Annotated in this window: 14 protein-coding genes; 5 read left to right on the top strand and 9 right to left on the bottom strand. The window is 66.5% G+C overall.

Annotated elements, in window-relative coordinates; all coding sequences use genetic code 11:
- Window positions 1-3: 3 nt before the first annotated feature.
- Window positions 4-1,410, bottom strand: a complete 1,407-nt coding sequence (locus RIT73_RS11170; protein WP_309132156.1) for an FAD-linked oxidase C-terminal domain-containing protein — start codon at window positions 1,408-1,410, stop codon at window positions 4-6.
- Window positions 1,407-2,516, bottom strand: coding sequence for an aminotransferase class I/II-fold pyridoxal phosphate-dependent enzyme (locus tag RIT73_RS11165; protein ID WP_309132155.1), 1,110 nt, complete (start codon window positions 2,514-2,516; stop codon window positions 1,407-1,409). The genes RIT73_RS11170 and RIT73_RS11165 overlap by 4 nt, the downstream gene beginning before the upstream one ends.
- 259 nt (window positions 2,517-2,775) lie before the next feature.
- Between RIT73_RS11165 and mqo the strand changes: the two genes are divergently transcribed.
- Window positions 2,776-4,251, top strand: coding sequence for a malate dehydrogenase (quinone) (gene mqo / locus RIT73_RS11160; RefSeq protein WP_309132154.1), 1,476 nt, complete (start codon window positions 2,776-2,778; stop codon window positions 4,249-4,251).
- Window positions 4,252-4,461: 210 nt separating this feature from the next.
- On the opposite strand, the gene RIT73_RS11155 is transcribed toward mqo, so the two are convergent.
- The 3 genes from RIT73_RS11155 to RIT73_RS11145 all read right to left on the bottom strand — a co-directional run bounded on the left by RIT73_RS11155 (window position 4,462) and on the right by RIT73_RS11145 (window position 8,267).
- On the bottom strand, window positions 4,462-5,289 hold the full coding sequence (locus tag RIT73_RS11155; RefSeq protein ID WP_309132153.1) for a bifunctional allantoicase/(S)-ureidoglycine aminohydrolase: 828 nt from the start codon (window positions 5,287-5,289) through the stop codon (window positions 4,462-4,464).
- Window positions 5,290-5,345: 56 nt separating this feature from the next.
- A complete protein-coding gene (locus RIT73_RS11150; protein WP_309132152.1) occupies window positions 5,346-6,599 on the bottom strand; it encodes a DUF6986 family protein in 1,254 nt (417 codons plus the stop codon).
- 282 nt (window positions 6,600-6,881) lie between these two features.
- On the bottom strand, window positions 6,882-8,267 hold the full coding sequence (locus tag RIT73_RS11145; RefSeq protein WP_309132151.1) for an NAD-dependent malic enzyme: 1,386 nt from the start codon (window positions 8,265-8,267) through the stop codon (window positions 6,882-6,884).
- A 313-nt stretch (window positions 8,268-8,580) separates the two neighbouring features.
- On the opposite strand from RIT73_RS11145, the gene RIT73_RS11140 reads away from it, so the two are divergent.
- Window positions 8,581-9,366, top strand: a complete 786-nt coding sequence (locus RIT73_RS11140) for an IclR family transcriptional regulator (protein ID WP_309132150.1) — start codon at window positions 8,581-8,583, stop codon at window positions 9,364-9,366.
- Between the two features lie 310 nt (window positions 9,367-9,676).
- Here RIT73_RS11140 and aceE read toward each other — a convergent pair whose 3' ends face one another.
- The 4 genes from aceE to uraD form a co-directional block, all read right to left on the bottom strand.
- The gene (gene aceE / locus RIT73_RS11135) at window positions 9,677-12,445 is read right to left on the bottom strand and encodes a pyruvate dehydrogenase (acetyl-transferring), homodimeric type (RefSeq protein WP_309132149.1); all 2,769 of its coding nucleotides are present in this window, start codon (window positions 12,443-12,445) and stop codon (window positions 9,677-9,679) included.
- A 64-nt stretch (window positions 12,446-12,509) separates the two neighbouring features.
- Window positions 12,510-13,394, bottom strand: a complete 885-nt coding sequence (gene pucL / locus RIT73_RS11130) for a factor-independent urate hydroxylase (protein WP_309132148.1) — start codon at window positions 13,392-13,394, stop codon at window positions 12,510-12,512.
- Between the two features lie 195 nt (window positions 13,395-13,589).
- Window positions 13,590-13,913, bottom strand: coding sequence for a hydroxyisourate hydrolase (gene uraH / locus RIT73_RS11125; RefSeq protein ID WP_309132147.1), 324 nt, complete (start codon window positions 13,911-13,913; stop codon window positions 13,590-13,592).
- Window positions 13,910-14,404, bottom strand: coding sequence for a 2-oxo-4-hydroxy-4-carboxy-5-ureidoimidazoline decarboxylase (gene uraD, locus RIT73_RS11120; RefSeq protein ID WP_309132146.1), 495 nt, complete (start codon window positions 14,402-14,404; stop codon window positions 13,910-13,912). Before uraD ends, uraH begins: the two co-directional genes overlap by 4 nt.
- 299 nt (window positions 14,405-14,703) lie before the next feature.
- On the opposite strand from uraD, the gene aceB reads away from it, so the two are divergent.
- The 3 genes from aceB to bcp all read left to right on the top strand — a co-directional run bounded on the left by aceB (window position 14,704) and on the right by bcp (window position 18,242).
- Window positions 14,704-16,308 carry a malate synthase A gene (aceB, locus tag RIT73_RS11115; protein ID WP_309132145.1) on the top strand — a complete coding sequence of 535 codons (1,605 nt, stop codon included), beginning with the start codon at window positions 14,704-14,706 and terminating at the stop codon, window positions 16,306-16,308.
- Between the two features lie 177 nt (window positions 16,309-16,485).
- On the top strand, window positions 16,486-17,646 hold the full coding sequence (locus tag RIT73_RS11110) for a glycerate kinase (protein ID WP_309132144.1): 1,161 nt from the start codon (window positions 16,486-16,488) through the stop codon (window positions 17,644-17,646).
- Window positions 17,647-17,771: 125 nt separating this feature from the next.
- Window positions 17,772-18,242 (top strand): thioredoxin-dependent thiol peroxidase, encoded by a 471-nt coding sequence (bcp, locus tag RIT73_RS11105; RefSeq protein ID WP_309132143.1) that lies wholly within the window; start codon window positions 17,772-17,774, stop codon window positions 18,240-18,242.
- The last annotated feature ends 341 nt before the right edge of the window (window positions 18,243-18,583 follow it).

The raw sequence follows: 18,583 nt of genomic DNA, 5'->3' as shown, positions 1-18,583 counted from the left end.
ACGTCAGGCGAACACCTTGCCGGGGTTGAGGATCCCCAGCGGGTCGAGGGCTGCGCGGATGCGTTCGTGCATGAGCGAGGCGCCCTCGTCGAGCTCGCGTCGCAGCCATTCGCGCTTGAGGTAGCCGACGCCGTGCTCGCCCGTGATCGTGCCGCCGAGGTCGAGGCCCAGCTGCATGATCTCGGCGAACGCCGACTGCGCCTGGGCGACCATCGCCTCGTCGCGGGCGTCGAAGATCACCGTCGGGTGCATGTTCCCGTCCCCGGCGTGACCGGCGGTGAGGATCTCGACGTCGTATCTGGCGTCGATGACCGCGAGCTTCGCGAAGAACTCGCCGAGGCGGGAGCGGGGTACGCAGACGTCGTCGATGAGCTCTCCCCCGCCGATCGAGTGCGCGTGCCGCTCCAGCGCCGGAGACACGGCGCGGCGGGCCGCGACGAGCAGTTCGCTGTCGGCGGGGTCGTCGGAGAAGTGGACCTCGAGGCCGCCGTTGCGCTCAGCGATCTCCTGGAAGGCCTCGAGTTCGGCGACCGCCGACTGTCCCGGCGCATTCGATTGGACCAGCAGCAGCGCACCCGCGGCGTCGGGCAGCCCGAAGTCGCCGTAGCCGTTGATGGCACGGATTGTGGCCCCGTCGAGGAGCTCGAGCATCGAGGGTGCCGCGCCCGAGGCCATGTACTCGGCCACGGTGTGGCCGGCGGACTCCGTATCGGCGAAGATCCCGACCGCCGTGATCGCCGGTGGCATCGTCGCTCGCAGGGCGAGGGTGATCTCGACGATGACCCCGAGGGTCCCCTCCGAGCCGACGAAGAGGGACGCCAGATCGAGCCCCGCCACTCCCTTCGCCGTCGACCTGCCCAGCTTCGTCACCGTTCCATCGGCGAGCACCACGGTCATGCCGCGCACGTAGTCCTTGGTCACCCCGTACTTCACGCAGCACATACCGCCGGCGTTCGTCGCCACGTTCCCGCCGATCGTCGAGATCGCGACCGATCCCGGGTCCGGCGGGTAGGACAGGCCGTATTCGACCAACGCGTTCTTGAGCTCGAGGTTGATGACGCCCGGCTGCACCTGGCAGGTCTGCTCGACGGGGTCGATGGAGACGATCTCATTCATCTTCGCCACGTTGAGCAGCAGGCAGCCGTCGACGGCGTTGGCGGCACCCGACAGTCCGGTCCGCGTCCCCTGAGTGACGACGGGGATCCGATGCTCGGTGGCAAAGCGCATCGTCTCCACCACGTCATCGACCGACTGCGCGCGGATCAGGGCCAGGGCGGTGCCGACCGGGCAGAACAGCGCCTTGTCGAAGGAGTAGGAGGCGACGACGTCAGCCTCGGTGACAAGGGCGCCCGGGCTGAGCACCTCGGCGAGGGCGTCCAGGTCAACGAGGGGCAGTGCGGAGGAGCTCACCGGCCGACGTCCCCACCGGCGCCCAGGACACCGGCGTCACGCAGCTCGGCCGCCACAGCCTTCACTCGCTCGAGCGCCTCATCAGGGCCGATGCTGATGCGCACACCCCCGCTCAGCCTTCTGATCGCCACCGCCTGAGCGGCGCACGCGTCCTCGAAAGCCTCCGCCGCGTCCGCCTCGAGTGTCACCCACACATAGTTGCCCTGGGCATCGGGCACGGGGTACCCGAGGTCGCGCAGATCCTGAGCGAACTGGTCACGGGTGGCGGCGATCTCCTTCGCCCGCACGAGCACCTCGTCGACCCGGGCCAGGGATTCCCGTGCAGCCGCCTGAGCTCCAGCGGTGACGCTGAAGGGGGCGATGACCTGCCGCAGTCCACCCGCGATCTCGGGATCGGCGATCCCGTAGCCGACCCGCAGCCCGGCGAGGCCATGGGCCTTGGAGAAGGTGCGGACGACCACGAGGTTCGGGTGCCGACGGTACGCGGCCACTCCCTCGACCGCCTCGGCGTCGGTCGCGAACTCCCAGTACGCCTCGTCGAGGGCGACGATGACGTGGGGCGGGACCTCGGCCATGAATCCCTCGAACTCCTCGCGGCGGATCGAGGGACCAGTCGGGTTGTTCGGCGAGCACAGCAGGACCAACCGAGTCGTGTCGTCGATCTCCACCGCCATGCCCTGGAAGTCGTGACGACCGTCGGGCAGGAGCGGAACCGCGCGCTTCTCGGCACCCCGCGCCGAGGCGAGGATCGGGTACATCTCGAACGACGGCCAGGGGTAGACCACGGAGGTCCCGGCTTCGAGCGTGATGTTCGTCAGGGCCGAGAGCACTTCGGAGGCGCCGGCGCCGGGCACCACCTCGGAGACGTCGACGTCGGCGTAGGCGGCGATGTCGGCGACGAGCTTCGTCGACTTCGGGTCAGGATACGCAGCGGGAACCTGCGCGGCCTCGGCGACGACGTCGAGGATCCCGGACAGGGGTGGGAGGTGATGCTCGTTCGAGGAGAGCTTGTAGGGGGTCAGTCCCGGTGCGCCGGCCGGTGGTTTCCCGGGAACGTAGGCGGGGAACTCAGCCAATGCTGAACGGAGCGAGAAACGGTTCGACATGTGTCAATGGTTACACAGCGCCGCGCTCGGGCGCACGGTCCCTTGGCGGCTGCCGCCTCGGCGACGAACGCTGCCGTCGCGGAGCGCCCCACGGCCGCACAGTGATGCACCTCACTTCTCGCACCGCTCCGGCGAAGAACCATCTGTGATAATGGTCTCCAGTCCGCGAGGTCGCCCCTGCCCGGGTTCGGGTTCCCGGTTGCCGGAGAGTAGTGTTTGAGTCAGAACTTCAAGTCAGTGACGAGAAATGAGAGTCGAAATGCCCTCAGCGCAGGAAAAGGTCGACGTTGTCTTGATCGGCAGCGGCATCATGAGCTCCACTTTGGGGGCCATGCTGACCGAACTTCAGCCCGATTGGGAGATCCGGGTCTACGAAAAGCTCGACTACGTCGCCAAGGAGAGCTCGGATCCCTGGAACAACGCCGGCACCGGCCACGCCGCGCTGTGCGAACTCAACTACACCCCCGAGGACGAGAACGGTCACATCGACCTCGCCAAGGCCTCGGAGATCAACGAGCAGTTCCACCACTCCCGCCAGTACTGGTCGCACCTCGTCGACAACGGCGTCCTCGCGGACCCGCGGAACTTCATCCACCCGGTGCCCCACATCAGCTACGGCCGAGGTGAGAAGGGCCGCGCCTACATCAAGAACCGGCGCGAGCAGATGGTCCGCAACCCGCTCTTCTCCGACATGGAGTTCACCGACGACCCGGCGACCCAGGCCGAGTGGCTGCCCCTGATGTTCGACGGGCGCGGACCCGGCCAGGTCAACGGCATCTCCCGCATGCAGATCGGCACGGACGTCGACTTCGGCTCCCTCTCCCGCCAGCTGCTCAGCCACGTCGCCGACAAAGGCGCCTCCGTCCGCACCGGTCATCAGGTCACCGACCTCGAGCGCTCCTCCGACGGCTGGCTCGTCACGGTCAAGGACCTGCTCTCCCGCGAGACCCACAAGGTCAACGCCAAGTTCGTCTTCGTCGGCGCCGGCGGCGGAGCTCTGCCGCTGCTGCAGAAATCGGGCATTCCGGAGGGACGCGGCTACGGCGGCTTCCCCGTCTCGGGCATGTTCCTGCGGACCTCGAAGCAGGAGCTCGTCGACCGCCACCACGCCAAGGTCTACGGACAGGCCTCCTTCGGAGCCCCGGCGATGTCGGTGCCCCACCTCGACACCCGTGTCGTCGACGGGAAGAACTACCTGCTGTTCGGCCCCTACGCCGGGTTCTCCCCGAAGTTCCTCAAGGGCGGACGCTTCACCGACCTTCCGTTCTCGGTCCGCGGCAACAACCTGCCGACCATGCTCAACGTGGCCAAGGACAACGTCGACCTCGTCACCTACCTCCTCGGCGAGGTTGTGGCGTCGAAGTCCGCGCGCTACGCGGCCATGAATGAGTTCATCCCCGAGGTCAACCCGGCCGACTGGGAGCTCATCCACGCCGGGCAGCGCGTTCAGGTGATGAAGCGCGACCCCAAGAAGGGCGGCGTCCTCGGCTTCGGAACCGAGCTCGTATCCTCGGCCGACGGCTCGATCGCCGCTCTGCTCGGCGCCTCACCAGGTGCGTCGACGGCGGTGTCGATCATGCTCAACCTGCTCAAGACCTGCTTCCCGCGCCAGTACGAGACCTGGACGCCGACGCTCAAGGATATGATCCCCTCGCACGGCTACAGCCTGGCCGAGGACGAAGCCCTGCTCAAGGAGCTCTCCGAATACACGGCTCGCACGCTGCAGTTGATCTGATCTGGTCTGATCGGCAGACGGCCGGTCGGTCGGACCGGCGGCTGGCCGGTCGGTCGGACCGGCTACCGGTCGGCAGACCGACGAGAAGTGCACAGGCGCTGGATCTCCAGCACCTGGGCACTTCTCATCCGTGCTTCACTCCGAGCACTCGGAGTGCGGCCTCAGACTGCGGCGCTCACAACCGCAGCGCTCAGACCGCAGACCTCCTGCTCAGAGTTCGACCTGACGGTTGACGTCTTTGTAGAGCAGGTAGCGGAAGCGTCCCGGCCCACCGGCGTAGCAGGCCTGCGGGCAGAAGGCGCGCATCGAGATGAAATCACCCTCTTGGACCTCGACCCAGTCGCCGTTGACGCGGTAGACGGCCTTGCCCTCGAGCACGTAGAGGCCATGCTCCATCTCGTGGGTCTCGGCGAAGGGGATCACCGCTCCGGGCTCGAACGTGACGATGTTGACGTGCATGTCATAGGCCAGGTTCGCCGGGTCCAGCGGTCGGGTGGTGCGCCAGCGGCTTTCCGTGCCGGGCATCGGCGACGGCTCGACGTCGGCCTCGTTGCCGAATGCGGCTTCGGGAACCAGACCCGCGACGGGCTGGTAGCGCTTGCGGATCCAATGGAACCGAGCCGCCTCGTCGCCGGACGACTTCAGGCTCCAGTTCGAGCCGGCGGGCAGGAACGCGAATCCGCCCGGAGTCAGGTGGTGTGTCTGCCCCTCGTGGGTGATGTCGACCTCGCCTGCCATGAGGAAGATGAATCCCTCGACCTCGGGCTGCGGTTCAGGCTTGTCGGCACCGCCGCCGGGGGCGACTTCGAGGATGGTCTGCGAGAACGTCACCGCTCCCCCGGAGACCGGCTTGTTCAGCACCCACGAGCGGGTCTCGGTCCACTCGGGCAGTGCCGAGGTGACGATGTCGCGCAGCACGCCGCGCGGGATCACGGTGTAGGCCTCGGTGACGATCGCCCGGTCCGTGAGCAGATCCGACTGCGGCGGATGCCCGCCAGTGGGCGCCCAGTAGGTGTAGGGATCGGTTGTGATTGTCATGTGGTCACTTCTCCTTCGAATCGACGGTGGTTCTCACGTTCTCGGCAGGGCTCAGATCACTCGGGCTTGCCGGTGCGGGCAATGCTCTTGAGGACATCGACCGGGACGTTCGCGCGCTCGCAGACATCGTCCTCGACGTGGGCGCCGCAGGACAGCCCGCGGGTGAGGTAGCGGGCGAGTGCCTTCGCGGTCGCCGGCTCATCGAGGACGGACGAGTCCTCTTTGTGCACGTAGTTGCGCAGACGCTTCGCCGCGACCTCCAAGCCTTCCCGGTAGAAGCGGAAGGTGGCGAGGAAACGCGTCGGAAGCTGGTGCGGGTGCAGGTCCCAGCCCTGGTAGATGCCCTGGCGGAGGTGCCGGCGGACCAGTCCCGCATGCAGGCTCCAGGCGCGCTGGATCTCCTCGGGCTCACCCAGCGGCAGGATGTTCGTCGAGCCGTCGGAGAGGTGGACTCCGGTACCCGCGACGGCCAGCATCATCTGGTTCTTCGCGAAGTCGGCGACCGGATGGTCCATCGCCTGGTAGGCGGCGGCGACCCCGAGGGAGGCCGAGTAGTCGTAGGTGCCGTAGTGCAGGGAGGTGATCCGCCCGTCCCCGGCCTGGAGTGCGGAGGCCACCGGCACGGTGCCGTCGGCGCCGAGGATGATCTGCGGGGTCTCGACCTGGACCTCGAAGGTGATCGAACCGGTGGGCAGACCGTGTTCGGCCTCGAGCGCACGGCACGCGATGACCATCGCCTTGACCTGGTCGACCGTGCTCACCTTCGGCAGAGTCAGTACGAGCTGTGCAGGCAGTGAACCGTGCGCCTCGATGACCGCGGCCAGGAACAGGTCGAGAGTGCGCAGCCCACGTGCCCGGGTGTCCGCTTCGAGGCATTTGAAGCGGATTCCGATGAATGCCGGTGCCGTCGGCCCGGCCAGCGCGGCGATCGCGATGCGGCCGGCCTCGGAGGCCCACCTGTCCTCAGCCTCGTCACCCTGATGCCCGAAGCCGTCCTCGAAGTCCAGCCGCAGGTCCTCGATCGGTTCCGTCTTGAGCTTCTCCGTCACTGCCTGGGCCAGCAGCTCGGCCTCCCGGGCCACCTGGTGCAGGCTCAGGTGCGCCTGGCTCGCAGCCGACCCGGCTTCCTTGCGGGCGGCGACGATGACCCTCTCGGCCAACTGCACCATGCCGCCGTTCTCATCGACGAACGACAGTGCTCGCTCACCCCACTCCCGAGGCAGAGTCGGGCTCGACAGATGCGCCGGGGCGTACACGGTGTGCACGGGCTGGCGGACGTCGCGGTCACCTGGATAACGGCTGCTCAACATCTCATCCGTTGCTCCCAGGAGAGCATCGATTTCGTCGAGCGTTGACTGATTCAATTTCACATTCACTTTCGTAGCACGGACGGGCCACAGCACTCGAGTGGCGATTCATCGACGGTCTCTCGACCCATTGTCTCCCAACCCGTCGCGGCCTGGCCGGCGTCACACGACGAGCGTGACCCCGGCTGCGACGGCACGGGCGGTGTCCACCTACGGGCCGACCACCTCGGCGACGGGGATGGGAGAAGACAAAGGACCGGCCTCCGAAGGAGGCCGGCCAGCGTCTCAAGAGGAGGAGGAGACAGCTTTGACTGCTGCTGCGACCTTCGTGGCGACTTCGGGGTCGAACACAGACGGGACGACATATCCCGGGTGGAGGTCCTCCTCCGGGATGCAGGAGGCGATCGCGTCCGCGGCTGCGACCATGATGTCCTCGTTGATGTCCGTGGCTTCGGCGTCGAGGAGACCGCGGAAGATTCCCGGGAACGCGAGCACGTTGTTGATCTGGTTCGGGTAGTCGCTGCGTCCGGTCGCGACGACGGCGGCGTACTTGAGGGCCTCGGCGGGGTCGACCTCGGGGTCCGGGTTCGCCATCGCGAAGACCAGCGCGTCCTTGTTCATCGCCTTGATGTCGTCTCCGTCGAGGACATTGGGCGCCGAGACTCCGACGAACACGTCGGCGCCGACCATGGCTTCCTTGAGCGAGCCCTCGAAGCCTTCGGGGTTCGTGTTCTCCTGCAGCCACTTCTTCTGCTCGGTGTTCACGTTCGAATTCGGGCCGATGGCGCCGTCGCGGCCGCAGGCGACGATGTGCTTCGCGCCGGCGACCTGGAGGAGCTGGATGATCGCGTTGCCCGCGGCGCCGACGCCGGAGACGACGATGCGCACGTCCTCGATCTTCTTGTTGACGACCTTGAGCGCATTCTTCAGCGCAGCCAGGGTGACGATGCCGGTTCCGTGCTGGTCGTCGTGGAAGACGGGGATGTCGAGTTCGTCGCGGAGGCGACGTTCGATCTCGAAGCAGCGCGGTGCCGAGATGTCCTCGAGGTTGATGCCACCGTAAGCCGGGGCGATCGCCTTGCAGATGGCGATGATCTCCTCGGTGTCCTTGGTGTCGAGCGCGACCGGCCAGGCGTCGACGCCGGCGAACTGCTTGAACAGAACGGCCTTGCCCTCCATCACGGGCATGGCCGCTTCGGGACCGATGTCGCCGAGGCCGAGCACGGCGGTGCCGTCGGTGACGACGGCGACGGTGTTGCGCTTGATGGTGAGACGGCGGGCGTCGGCCTTGTTCTCCGCGATCGCGCGGCAGACACGGGCCACACCTGGAGTGTAGGCGCGGGAGAGGTCGTCCCGGTTGCGCAGAGGCACCTTCGGAGTCGACTCCAGCTTGCCGCCGAGGTGGAGGAGGAAGGTCCGGTCGGAGACCTTCTTGACCTCGACGCCTGAGAGCTTGCTCAGCTCAGAGGCAACCTCTTCGGCGTGGGCGACGTCGCGGGTGTCGGCGCTGACGTCGATTTCGACCGACTTGGGGGTTGATTCCACGACGTCGAGCGCGGTGACGACGGCACCGGTGGCAGCGACAGCGGCAACGAGGTCCGACGACGACGCCTGGCCGACCGCCGTGTCCACTCGAAGAGTGATTGAGTATCCGGGACTTGGAGCAGCCATGGAAGATATCCTCTCTGATAAGTCTTTTCCGTATGATGGATACTACCTTCTGTATAGTGGAAAATCCACACGGAAATCCGCCTCTACGGAAACTTTCTTCCATTTTTGCGACTAGACTTGTCGATAAGATTCGTCCGCCGAGGCCTTCAGTGCAAGACCCCGATCCGTGCGCCGCCGGTGCATGAGGACCGTGAGGTCCCCGTTTGACCAGCCGGCCCCGCACTGCCCGCCGTGGAGGGCGACGGAGGCTTTCCACACCGGCTCAGCGTTGAGACGGTCCAGATTTCACACCGATTGAGGAAGAGGAACTCGGATGTCCACCAAAGCAACGGTAACCCCAGCGATCCGTCAGACCAAGGGCGGTGTCCAGTCCGTGGAACGCGCCTTCGGCCTCCTCGACTGCATCGCCAACTCCTCCGGCAGCGCGACGCTGAGCCACATCGCCGCCGAGGCGAACCTTCCCCTTCCCACGATCCACCGGCTCCTCAACACCCTCGTCAACCTCGGCGTGGTCCGACAGCTGCCCAACCGCGGCTATGCGCTCGGACCCGGCCTGGTGAGACTCGGCAACCTCGCCGGGCAGCAGCTCGGCGCGATCGCCCGCCCCTACCTGCGCACCCTCGTGCAGGAACTGGGTGAGAGTGCGAACGTCGCGACCCTCGACGGCGACATGGTCGTCTACGTTGATCAGGTCTCCTCACAGCGGCAGATGCGGATGTTCACCGAGGTGGGCCGCCGCACCCATATGCACGACACGGGCGTCGGCAAGGCGATCCTCGCCCAGCTGGAACCCGAACAGGTCCGCAGCATCGTCACCACCGCGGGGATGCCCACGCCGACCGAATACAGCATCGGCACGATCGAGGAACTCGAAGCCGAACTCGAACGGATCCGCGAACGCGGCTACTCGATCGACGAGCAGGAGCAGGAGTTGGGCGTACGCTGCTTCGCCATGTCGATCCCGGATGCTCCCGCGCCCCTGGCGATCTCGGTATCGGGACCGATCAGCCGCGTCGATCAGGCATTCGCCGACCGCGCGATTCCCATGCTGCGCGAGGCCGCCGAGCAGATCTCACGCGAAATGAACGGCGGCGCCTAGGACCAGCGGGGAACGCCCGGACTTCGCCTCGGCGAGAGACAAACAGTGTGCACTTAGTTTCGATTCTCACGCTCATTTCGAACCGAAATGCACACAGGTTGCCGACCGCCGAAACGAAGTGCACACAACTCTGGCTGAGCGCTGGCCGAGCACGATTCCAGCCCTGAGCCAGACGCCCCCGAGTGCGACCGTCCGCACCGACGACTGAGGCCGGCCCACCGCGAACATCTCGCGGTGAGCCGGCCTCAGTCATGCCGAACGGCGCCTCAGCACCTCGGGAGCCCCCTCAGCACCTCGGCGCCTCAGTGGCTCAGGAGTCGCCTCCGGCGGCGCCCGAGGTTCCGGCGTTGACGTCGTTCAGACGGTAGCGCTTCGCCGCCTCGACGGGCACCCAGCGCTCGATCTCGCCACGGTCGGCGAGCAGCTGCAGGGTGCGGACCACCATGGAGTGCGCGTCGATCTTGAAGTGACGACGGGCAGCGGCACGGGTGTCGGAGAAACCGAATCCGTCGGCGCCGAGGGTCGCGAAGTCCTGCTTGAGGAACGGCCGCAGCAGATCCGGCTGAGTCGACTCGAAGTCGGAGGTCGCGACGATCGGCCCCGGCTCCGCCCCCAGACGCTGGCTCACGTAGGGAACCCGAGGCTCGGCCTCGAAGTTCTCCAACTTCTCCGCTTCGCAGGCCAGCGCATCGCGACGCAGCTCTGCCCACGAGGTCACCGACCACACAGCGGCGTCGATGCCCCATTCCTGGGCGAGGATGCTGCGGGCCTCGAGAGCCCACGGCACGGCAACCCCGGAGGCGAGCAGCTGCGCCTTCGGACCGGAGCCCAGAGTCGCCTCGGCGACCCGGTGGATGCCGCGGAGGATGCCGTCGACGTCGACGTCCTCGGGCTCGGGAGGCTGGAGCATCGGCTCGTTGTACACGGTGATGTAGTACATGACGTTGCGAGCGTCGTCGCCGAGGTCGTGCTCACCGTACATCCGGTGCAGACCGTCACGCATGATGTGGCCGATCTCGTAGCCGAAGGCCGGATCGTAGATGCGCATGGCGGGGTTGGTCGCGGCGAGCACCGGCGAGTGGCCGTCGGCGTGCTGGAGCCCCTCACCGGTCAGGGTGGTCCGACCTGCGGTGGCGCCGATGATGAAGCCGCGCGTCATCTGGTCGGCTGCCGCCCAGAAGGCGTCGCCGGTGCGCTGGAATCCGAACATCGAGTAGAACACGTAGATCGGGATCATCGGCTCGCCGTGGGTCGAGTACGCGGAACCGGCGGCGGTGAAGCCCGCCGCGGCGCCTGCCTCGTTGATGCCCACATGGAGCAGCTGACCCGAAGCGGCCTCCTTGTAGGAGAGGAACAGCTCGCGGTCGACGGCGAGGTAGTTCTGCCCATTCGGGTTGTAGATCTTCGCGGTCGGGAAGAACGCATCGATGCCGAAGGTCCGCGCCTCGTCGGGGATGATCGGCACGATGCGCTGACCGATCCCCTTCTCGCGCATGAGGTCCTTGAGCAGACGCACGAAGGCCATGGTGGTGGCGGCCTGCTGCTGCCCCGAGCCCTTCTTCGTCTGCGAGAACGCCTTGTCGCTGACCGCCGGGAGGGTGGCGCGCGAGCGCTCGGGCTTGCGGTTGGGCAGGAATCCGCCCAGCTCCCTGCGCTTCTCGAGCATGTACTCGATCTCTTCGGACTCGAACCCCGGGTGGTAGTAGGGAACGGCGTAGGGATCCTCGTCGATGACCTTGTCGGTGATCGGGATGTCCATCCGGTCGCGGAAGACCTTGATGTCCGCGGCGGTGAACTTCTTCATCTGGTGCGTCGCATTGCGCGATTCGAAGCTGGTGCCCAGTCCGTAGCCCTTGACTGTCTGGACCAGGACGACGGTGGGCTTGCCCGCCGTGTTCACCGCGTGCTGGTAGGCGGCGTAGACCTTGTGGTAGTCATGGCCGCCGCGCTTGAGGTTCCAGATCTGGTCGTCGGACAGGTGCTCGACGAGACCCTTCGTGACCGGGGAGCGGCCGAAGAAGTTGTCACGGATGAATCCGCCGGACTCCGCCTTGAAGGTCTGGTAGTCGCCGTCGAGAGTCTCATTCATGATCCGCACGAGCTCACCGGTGCGGTCCGCGGCCAGGAGCGAGTCCCATTCGCGTCCCCACAGCACCTTGATGACGTTCCATCCGGCGCCGGTGAACACGGCTTCGAGCTCCTGCACGATCTTGCCGTTGCCGCGCACCGGCCCGTCGAGACGCTGGAGGTTGCAGTTGACGACGAAGGTGAGGTTGTCGAGGCCTTCGTTGGCGGCCAGCTGGAGCGCACCGCGCGACTCCGGCTCATCCATCTCGCCGTCGCCGAGGAACGCCCACACGCGCTGGTCGGCGGTGTCCTTGATGCCGCGGTTGTGCAGGTAGCGGTTCATCTGCGCCTGGTAGATCGCGTTGATCGGGCCCAGACCCATCGAGACCGTCGGGAACTGCCAGAACTCCGGCATCAGCCGCGGGTGCGGGTAGGAGCTCAGTCCGTTGGGGGCCTTCGAGGCCTCCTGGCGGAAGCCGTCGAGCTGCTCGGCGCTGAGCCGGCCCTCGAGGAATGCGCGGGAGTACATGCCGGGAGAGGCATGGCCCTGGAAGAACACCTGGTCGCCGCCGCCGGGGTGATCCTGGCCGCGGAAGAAGTTGTTGAAGCCGATCTCGTAGAGTGTCGCGGCTCCCGCGTACGTGGAGATATGACCGCCCACGGAGATCTCGGGGCGCTGGGCCCGGTGGACGAGCATGGCTGCGTTCCAGCGCAGCCACTTGCGGTACTTGCGCTCGATCCGTTCGTCGCCGGGGTACTCCGGCTCCTGGTCGGCGGGAATCGTGTTGACGTAGTCGGTGGTCGTGACCTTGGGCTGCGACACCGAATGGGTCGAGGCCCGGCGCCGCAGCGCCTCCATGATCTCGCTCGCGCGCAGGGTGCCGCGCTCGTTGACGAGCCCTTCCCAGGACTCGAGCCACTCGTCGACCTCTTCGTCGGCAAGGTCCCTCGGGATCGCCGAGGTGGATCCGGCACCCGTTCGGGCGCCTGGCTGGGATGACAGTGCAGTCATTGTGTTCCCTCTCATACAAGTCGGGTCCACGGGAGGTGTTCCCGTGGACCCGTGATATTTCAGATCAGCAGAATCCGGAGATCCCGTTCCAGGCTTCCTTGTTCTCCTCCACATCATCGCGGGTGAAGGTGGCTTCGATCAAACCGTATGGCCGATCAGCGACAATGAACACTTCATTCGGGTTCTCCAGGCCGAAGCGCTCGATGTCGTAGAGGAAGTGGTGTTTGTTCGGGCAGGAGAAGCGGATCTCGTCGATCTCCGGGACCTGCTCGATGACCTTCTCGCCCATCTGGTAGAGCGTGTGCTGCAGAGCGTGCGAGTAGTGGTCGGTGAAGGAGTCGAGGATGATCTCCTTGACCTTGCGGTACACACCTTCGAAGTCGAGGTCGGTGGTGTTGTAGAGCCACCGCGTCGCGATGTCGGTGGCGAGGATGCGGTCCTCGGTCTCGGGCAGGGTGGTGTATTTGTCCTTCGGGTAGCCGACGAAGCCGGATTCCGTGGTCTTGAGGACGGTGAGTCCGTAGAACCCGGAGATCAGGGTGTCCTTGTCGCCGTCGCGGGTGAGGACAGAGGTGCGGACCTCGGGCGCCGACTTGTAGAAGGAGTGGTTGTGATCGTTGATGCGGTCCCAGCCGAACTCCTCGGCTGCCCAGCGGCCGCCGGTGACCCAGTCGAAGTTCGAGGTGTAGTGCTCGGCCAGGGTGAGCAGGAACTGCTCGGGCGAGGTCACGCCGACTTCCTTCGCCTTGGCGAAGATCGTGTTCTTCTGGGTGTCGGTGGCCACGACGTGCTCGTTGTTGCCCTCGGTGTGCGCGGTCTCGAAGTCGCCCCACAGCTGTGAGGTGACGTTGAGGTCGCGGATCTCGTGACGTTCGGAGTCACGGTAGACCCTCATCAAACGGTTCTCTGCCTTGCCGTACTGATTGTTGGTCAGCTTCACCTTGCTCATCTTCTTGCTCCTGTTCTCATTGCGGCGGACGCTGTCTTCGTCGACGATCGCGTCCGCTGCGAACCAATTGATTTGCGAGGTTGTCGAACAGCCCTGGGGCCTTCGGCGAACTTCGGCGGTTTGTTGAGGATGTGACTCCTGCAGGGGACCTGCTTCCCCTTGAATTCCTGGAACGGCGACGCCGTCGCCATCGGCTCAGTTGCCGCGGTAGGTGCTGTACGCGAACGGGCTGAGCAGCAGCGGGATGTGGTAGTGGGCTTCACCCGCCTTGACGGTGAAGTCGATGGTCACCTGCGGGTGGAAGTGATCCTGCCCGCGGGACTCGAAGTATTCGCCGGTCGCGAAGACGATGCGGTAGTCACCGGCGTCGAGGTGGTCCGGTCCGAACTCGACGACTCGGCCGTTCTCGTCGGTGCGGGCGCTGACGATCTCCTCTGAGCCGGAGTAGAGCGTGACCTGCAGATCGCGGGCCGGGGTGCCTGCGGTCGAGTCGAGGGCGTGGGCGGTGATGTAGCTCATGCGAAGATTCCTGTCAGTCGGGTCTCGGCGATCTGGTGCAGCTGCTCGCCGACCTCGGCGAGCTCAGCGGAGTCGGAGTTGTTCATGCGGCGCTCGAGCTCCGAGAGGATCTCCTCCGGGTTCCGGCCGGCGGCGCGGATGAGGAACACCCGGTCGAAGCGCTCTTCGTAGGCGGCGTTGCCGGCGGCGAGGCGCTCCTGCACGGAACCGTCCATCGCGCCGAGGCCGGCCTGTTCGGTCTTGGACAGCTTCGCCTCGGCGGAGTCGCCCTGGGCCCTCTCACCGATGCGGGGGTGATGGGACAGAGCTTGAGCGATCTCCTCGTCGCGGAGTGGATCGGCGCTGCGGCGGGCGGATTCGACGATAGACTCGACATCGGCGTAGGGTCGCCCGGCGACGACGCCGTCGATCCAGCGCTCGACGTCGAGGCACGGACGCAGCACCTCGTGTGCCTCGTCGGCCGGGAGCCGGTTGAACTCGTCCAGGTCCACTCTGACCTCCTCAGGGGATCGGTGCATCTTCCCCTGCGGAAGTCCCGGCGGCGGCGCTGCGACGGTGCTGCAGTCCCCAGGCGAAACTTTCACATCCTGGAAGATGTTTTCCATTCTTTAGGTTCGAGTGTGAGCGCGGTCTCGTGAGAAGTCAAATCGAGGGGGCGGCGATTCGGCCGGGAACTGCCACCTGTAGAGTCATTCGTAATTTGGAAAAGCTCTTCCGCATCATGGATACTCAGGGATATTGTGGAACCAACACTTCTCAGGAGTTTTTCGTCAGGAAAGGACACACAGCCATGAGCATCGAAATCACCCAGCCCTACGAGGTGGCTGGTTCGGAGACCATCCTCACCGCAGAGGCTCTGGCCTTTGTCGAAGAACTCCATCAGAAGTTCGCGCCCAAGCGCAATGAACTGCTCGCAGCCCGCAAGGACGCGCAGAAGGCTGCCTCGGAGACCGGCTCCCTCGACTTCCTCCCCGAGACCGCAGAGATCCGCTCGGGTGACTGGAAGGTCGCCGAGGCGCCTGCCGCCCTGACCGACCGCCGCGTCGAGATCACCGGTCCCCCGTCGCCGGCGAAGATGGCCATCAACGCCCTCAACTCGGGGGCCAAGGTGTGGCTGGCCTGCCTCGAGGACGCGACGTCGCCCACCTGGCACAACCTCGTCGACGGTCAGAAGAACCTCTACGACGCGCTGCGCGGTCAACTCGCATTCACCTCGCCCGAAGGCCGGGAGTACAAGGTCGACGACTACGCGAGCGCTCCGGTCGTCGTCGTCCGTCCCCGCGGCTGGCACCTGCCCGAGAAGCACATCCTCATCGACGGCGAACCGGGCGTCGGCGCGCTGGTCGACTTCGGCCTCCACTTCTTCCACAACGCGAAGCTCGGCCATGAGAAGGGCCTTGGTCCGTTCTACTACCTGCCGAAGCTCGAGTCGCATCTCGAAGCCCGCCTGTGGAACGACATCTTCACCTTCGCCGAGGAGAAGCTGGGCCTGCCGCACGGAATCGTGCGCGCGACGGTCCTCATCGAGACCATCCCCGCGGCGTTCCAGATGGACGAGATCCTCTACGAACTGCGCGAGCACGCCTCAGGCCTCAACGCCGGCCGCTGGGACTACCTGTTCTCCATCATCAAGTACTTCCGCAGCTCGGGAACGGACTTCGTGCTCCCCGACCGTGCCGCCGTGTCGATGAACCAGCCGTTCATGCGCGCCTACACCGAGCTGCTCGTGTCGACGTGCCACAAACGCGGAGCCTTCGCGATGGGCGGCATGGCCGCGTTCATCCCGAACCGCCGCGAACCCGAGATCACCGCACAGGCGTTCGCGAAGGTCCACGACGACAAGGCCCGTGAGGCCGACGACGGATTCGACGGCTCCTGGGTCGCCCACCCCGACCTCGTCGACATCTGCCGGGAGGAGTTCGACAAGGTCCTCAGGCACAAGCCCAACCAGCTCGACCGCCTCCGCGACGACGTCTCCGTGACCGCCGGCGACCTCATCGACCTGTCCACCGCCAGCGGCGACGTCACCGAGGAAGGTGTGCGCACCAACCTCTACGTCGCGATCTACTACACCGCGATCTGGCTCTCGGGCAACGGCGCCGTGGCGATCCACAACCTGATGGAGGACGCCGCCACCGCCGAGATCTCCCGGTCGCAGATCTGGCAGCAGATCCACAACAACGTCGTCACCGCTGACACCGGGCAGGAGATCACGGTGGAGTACGTCTCCGGTCTTCTCGACGAGGAGCTGGAGAAGCTGCGCGGAGACATCGGCAACGACGAGCAGTTCGAGAAGTTCTTCGTGCCGGCCGCCGAGCTCGTGCGCGACATGACCCTGCGCGGCGACAGCTACGACGACTTCCTCACGCTCTCCGCCTACGAGCAGCTGGCCTGAGAAGTCGTCAAACTCGAGAAGTCGACTGCCATGTCCGGCTGCGGGTCGCACGGCCGCGGGTCTCCGCTGCCGCACCCACCGCCGGACATGGCCGTTCTCGGCAGCGCCTCGACCGAGCGCCTGTCCGCTCTCTGACCGCACCGCCCGGTGATCACGACAATGATGTTGGATTCAACTATGAGCAAAGACGCCACGTCCCCCGCACTCCGCATCGTCTGCGCGCCGGACTCCTTCAAGGGGTCCGCCACTGCCGCAGAGGCCGCCGCCGCACTTGCCCGCGGCGCCCGGCAGGTGTTCCCCGATGCCCACATCACCGACCTTCCCTTCGCCGACGGCGGGGAGGGCACCCTCGACGCACTGTTGGCCGTGTGGAACACCCCGGCCCGGTCGGTCGAGGTCGTCGATGCACTCGGCCGGCCCACCACCGCCCTCTACGGCGTCTCCGCCGACGGGAGGACCGCCGTCATCGAGGCGGCCCAGGCCAACGGCCTGCCGCAGGTCTCGGATGTCCCGCTCGAGCCCGAACGCGCCGACACCTACGGCGTCGGCCTCATCGCCCGCCACATCCTCGATGAGGGTGTCGACGAGATCCTCCTGTGCATCGGCGGCTCCGCCAGCACCGACGGCGGCGCGGGCCTGGTCCGCGCCCTCGGCGCTGCCCTGCTCGACGACACCGGCGCCCCGATTCCCCCCGGCGGCGGCGGACTGGCCCACCTGTCCTCCGTCGACACCACCGGCCTCGACCAGCGCGCGCTCGACGTTCGCTGGCGCATCGCCGTCGACGTCGACAATCCCCTCACCGGGGAGCGCGGCGCGGCCGCGGTGTTCGGACCGCAGAAGGGCGCTGATCCGGCCACGGTCTCGCGCCTCGACGCCGGACTGGCCCACTTCGCCGAGGTGCTCGCCGAGTCCCCCGAAGCCGCGCGAACCCTGGCCGCCACCTCCGGCTTCGGGGCCGCCGGTGGCATTCCCCTGGCCCTGACGACGCTGCTCGGAGCCGAGGTGGTCCCCGGTTCCCGCATGGTCGCGGAGACCGTGGGGTTGGGCGAGGCGCTCGCAGACGCCGACCTCGTGCTCACGGGCGAAGGGTCGTTCGATTCGCAGTCCCTGGGCGGCAAGGTCGTCGCGGCCGTCCGGGACCACTCCCCCGCCTCGGCGAGCATCGTCGTCGTCGCCGGTCGGGTCGCGCTGACTCCGGCCGAAAGCCGGGAGGCCGGCATCACGGCAGCGCTGTCGATCGCTCCCGGGCCCGCGGACCTGGCGGAACTGTCGGCGCGGGCCGAAGAGCTGATCGAATCGACGGCGGCGCATGCCTGTGCCCTGCTCGCCACGCGCTGAGGCGGCCGCTCGACTCCGTTGCGGAAGCCCGTCGAAGCCGCTGCGACAATCACTCGACCACCAGCAGAACGATCCCCCATCGAGCACCGCAACCGGCGGGGCTCGCACTCTCGAAAGGAACACTCATGACACGTCACCTTGAAGTCGGACAGAGCGCCCCGGAATTCTCCCTCACCGATGCCACCGGAAAGACCTACTCGAAGTCGGACTTCGTCGGCCGGAAGGTCATCCTCTACTTCTACCCGAAGGCCGCGACCCCGGGCTGCACCACCGAAGCCTGCGACTTCCGCGACAACCTCGCCTCCCTGTCGGCTCTCGGCTACCAGGTCCTCGGGGTCTCCCCCGACGACGCCGAGGCGCTGCAGGCCTTCACCGAGTCCGAGCAGCTGACATTCCCGCTGCTCTCCGACCCGGGAGCCGAGGTCGCCAAGGCCTACGGCGCCTTCGGTGAGAAGACCGTCAATGGGAATACCTTCGACGGCACGCTGCGCTCGACCTTCGTCATCGACGAATCGGGCAACCTCTCCAGCGTCGAGTACGACGTCTCCGCCGAGGGCCACGTCCGCCGTCTGCGCGAGGAGCTCGAAGCAGCCTGACGGCGATCTCTCCGCCGGCGGCTCCAATTGTTCGGGTCGGTTTCCCTCGATCTGGGACGCCTCAGCGACTTGTGTGGACTTAGCTTCGATCTGGGCGGCCAAATCGAAGCAAAGTCCATACAAGTTGGGCCGATGCCCCTGCAACTCGACATCCGAGCCGAATCATGTGTTCGCCTCGAACGAGACGCGGTGGGTTCAGAGCACCCGCACTGCTGCACGACAGCGGCCCGGACTTCTCGAGAGAGATGTCCGGGCCGCTGTCGTATTGCCGGGCCGCTGTCGTATTGCCGGGCCGCTGTCGTATTGCCGGGCCCTAGCGCTGTGGCGCCCGAGCACAGAAG

This window comes from Brevibacterium sp. (assembly GCF_031179145.1).
GTDB lineage: Bacteria > Actinomycetota > Actinomycetes > Actinomycetales > Brevibacteriaceae > Brevibacterium.
The sequence above is the reverse complement of the archived record's forward strand: the minus strand, read 5'-3'. Positions and strand labels throughout refer to the sequence as shown.

Coding starts and splice junctions, on each gene's coding strand:
- RIT73_RS11165 (WP_309132155.1), bottom strand. CDS start 2,516: ATGTCGAACCGTTTCTCGCTCCGTTCAGCATTGGCTGAGTTCCCCGCC.
- mqo (WP_309132154.1), top strand. CDS start 2,776: ATGCCCTCAGCGCAGGAAAAGGTCGACGTTGTCTTGATCGGCAGCGGC.
- RIT73_RS11155 (WP_309132153.1), bottom strand. CDS start 5,289: ATGACAATCACAACCGATCCCTACACCTACTGGGCGCCCACTGGCGGG.
- RIT73_RS11150 (WP_309132152.1), bottom strand. CDS start 6,599: ATGTTGAGCAGCCGTTATCCAGGTGACCGCGACGTCCGCCAGCCCGTG.
- RIT73_RS11145 (WP_309132151.1), bottom strand. CDS start 8,267: ATGGCTGCTCCAAGTCCCGGATACTCAATCACTCTTCGAGTGGACACG.
- RIT73_RS11140 (WP_309132150.1), top strand. CDS start 8,581: ATGTCCACCAAAGCAACGGTAACCCCAGCGATCCGTCAGACCAAGGGC.
- aceE (WP_309132149.1), bottom strand. CDS start 12,445: ATGACTGCACTGTCATCCCAGCCAGGCGCCCGAACGGGTGCCGGATCC.
- pucL (WP_309132148.1), bottom strand. CDS start 13,394: ATGAGCAAGGTGAAGCTGACCAACAATCAGTACGGCAAGGCAGAGAAC.
- uraH (WP_309132147.1), bottom strand. CDS start 13,913: ATGAGCTACATCACCGCCCACGCCCTCGACTCGACCGCAGGCACCCCG.
- aceB (WP_309132145.1), top strand. CDS start 14,704: ATGAGCATCGAAATCACCCAGCCCTACGAGGTGGCTGGTTCGGAGACC.
- RIT73_RS11110 (WP_309132144.1), top strand. CDS start 16,486: ATGAGCAAAGACGCCACGTCCCCCGCACTCCGCATCGTCTGCGCGCCG.
- bcp (WP_309132143.1), top strand. CDS start 17,772: ATGACACGTCACCTTGAAGTCGGACAGAGCGCCCCGGAATTCTCCCTC.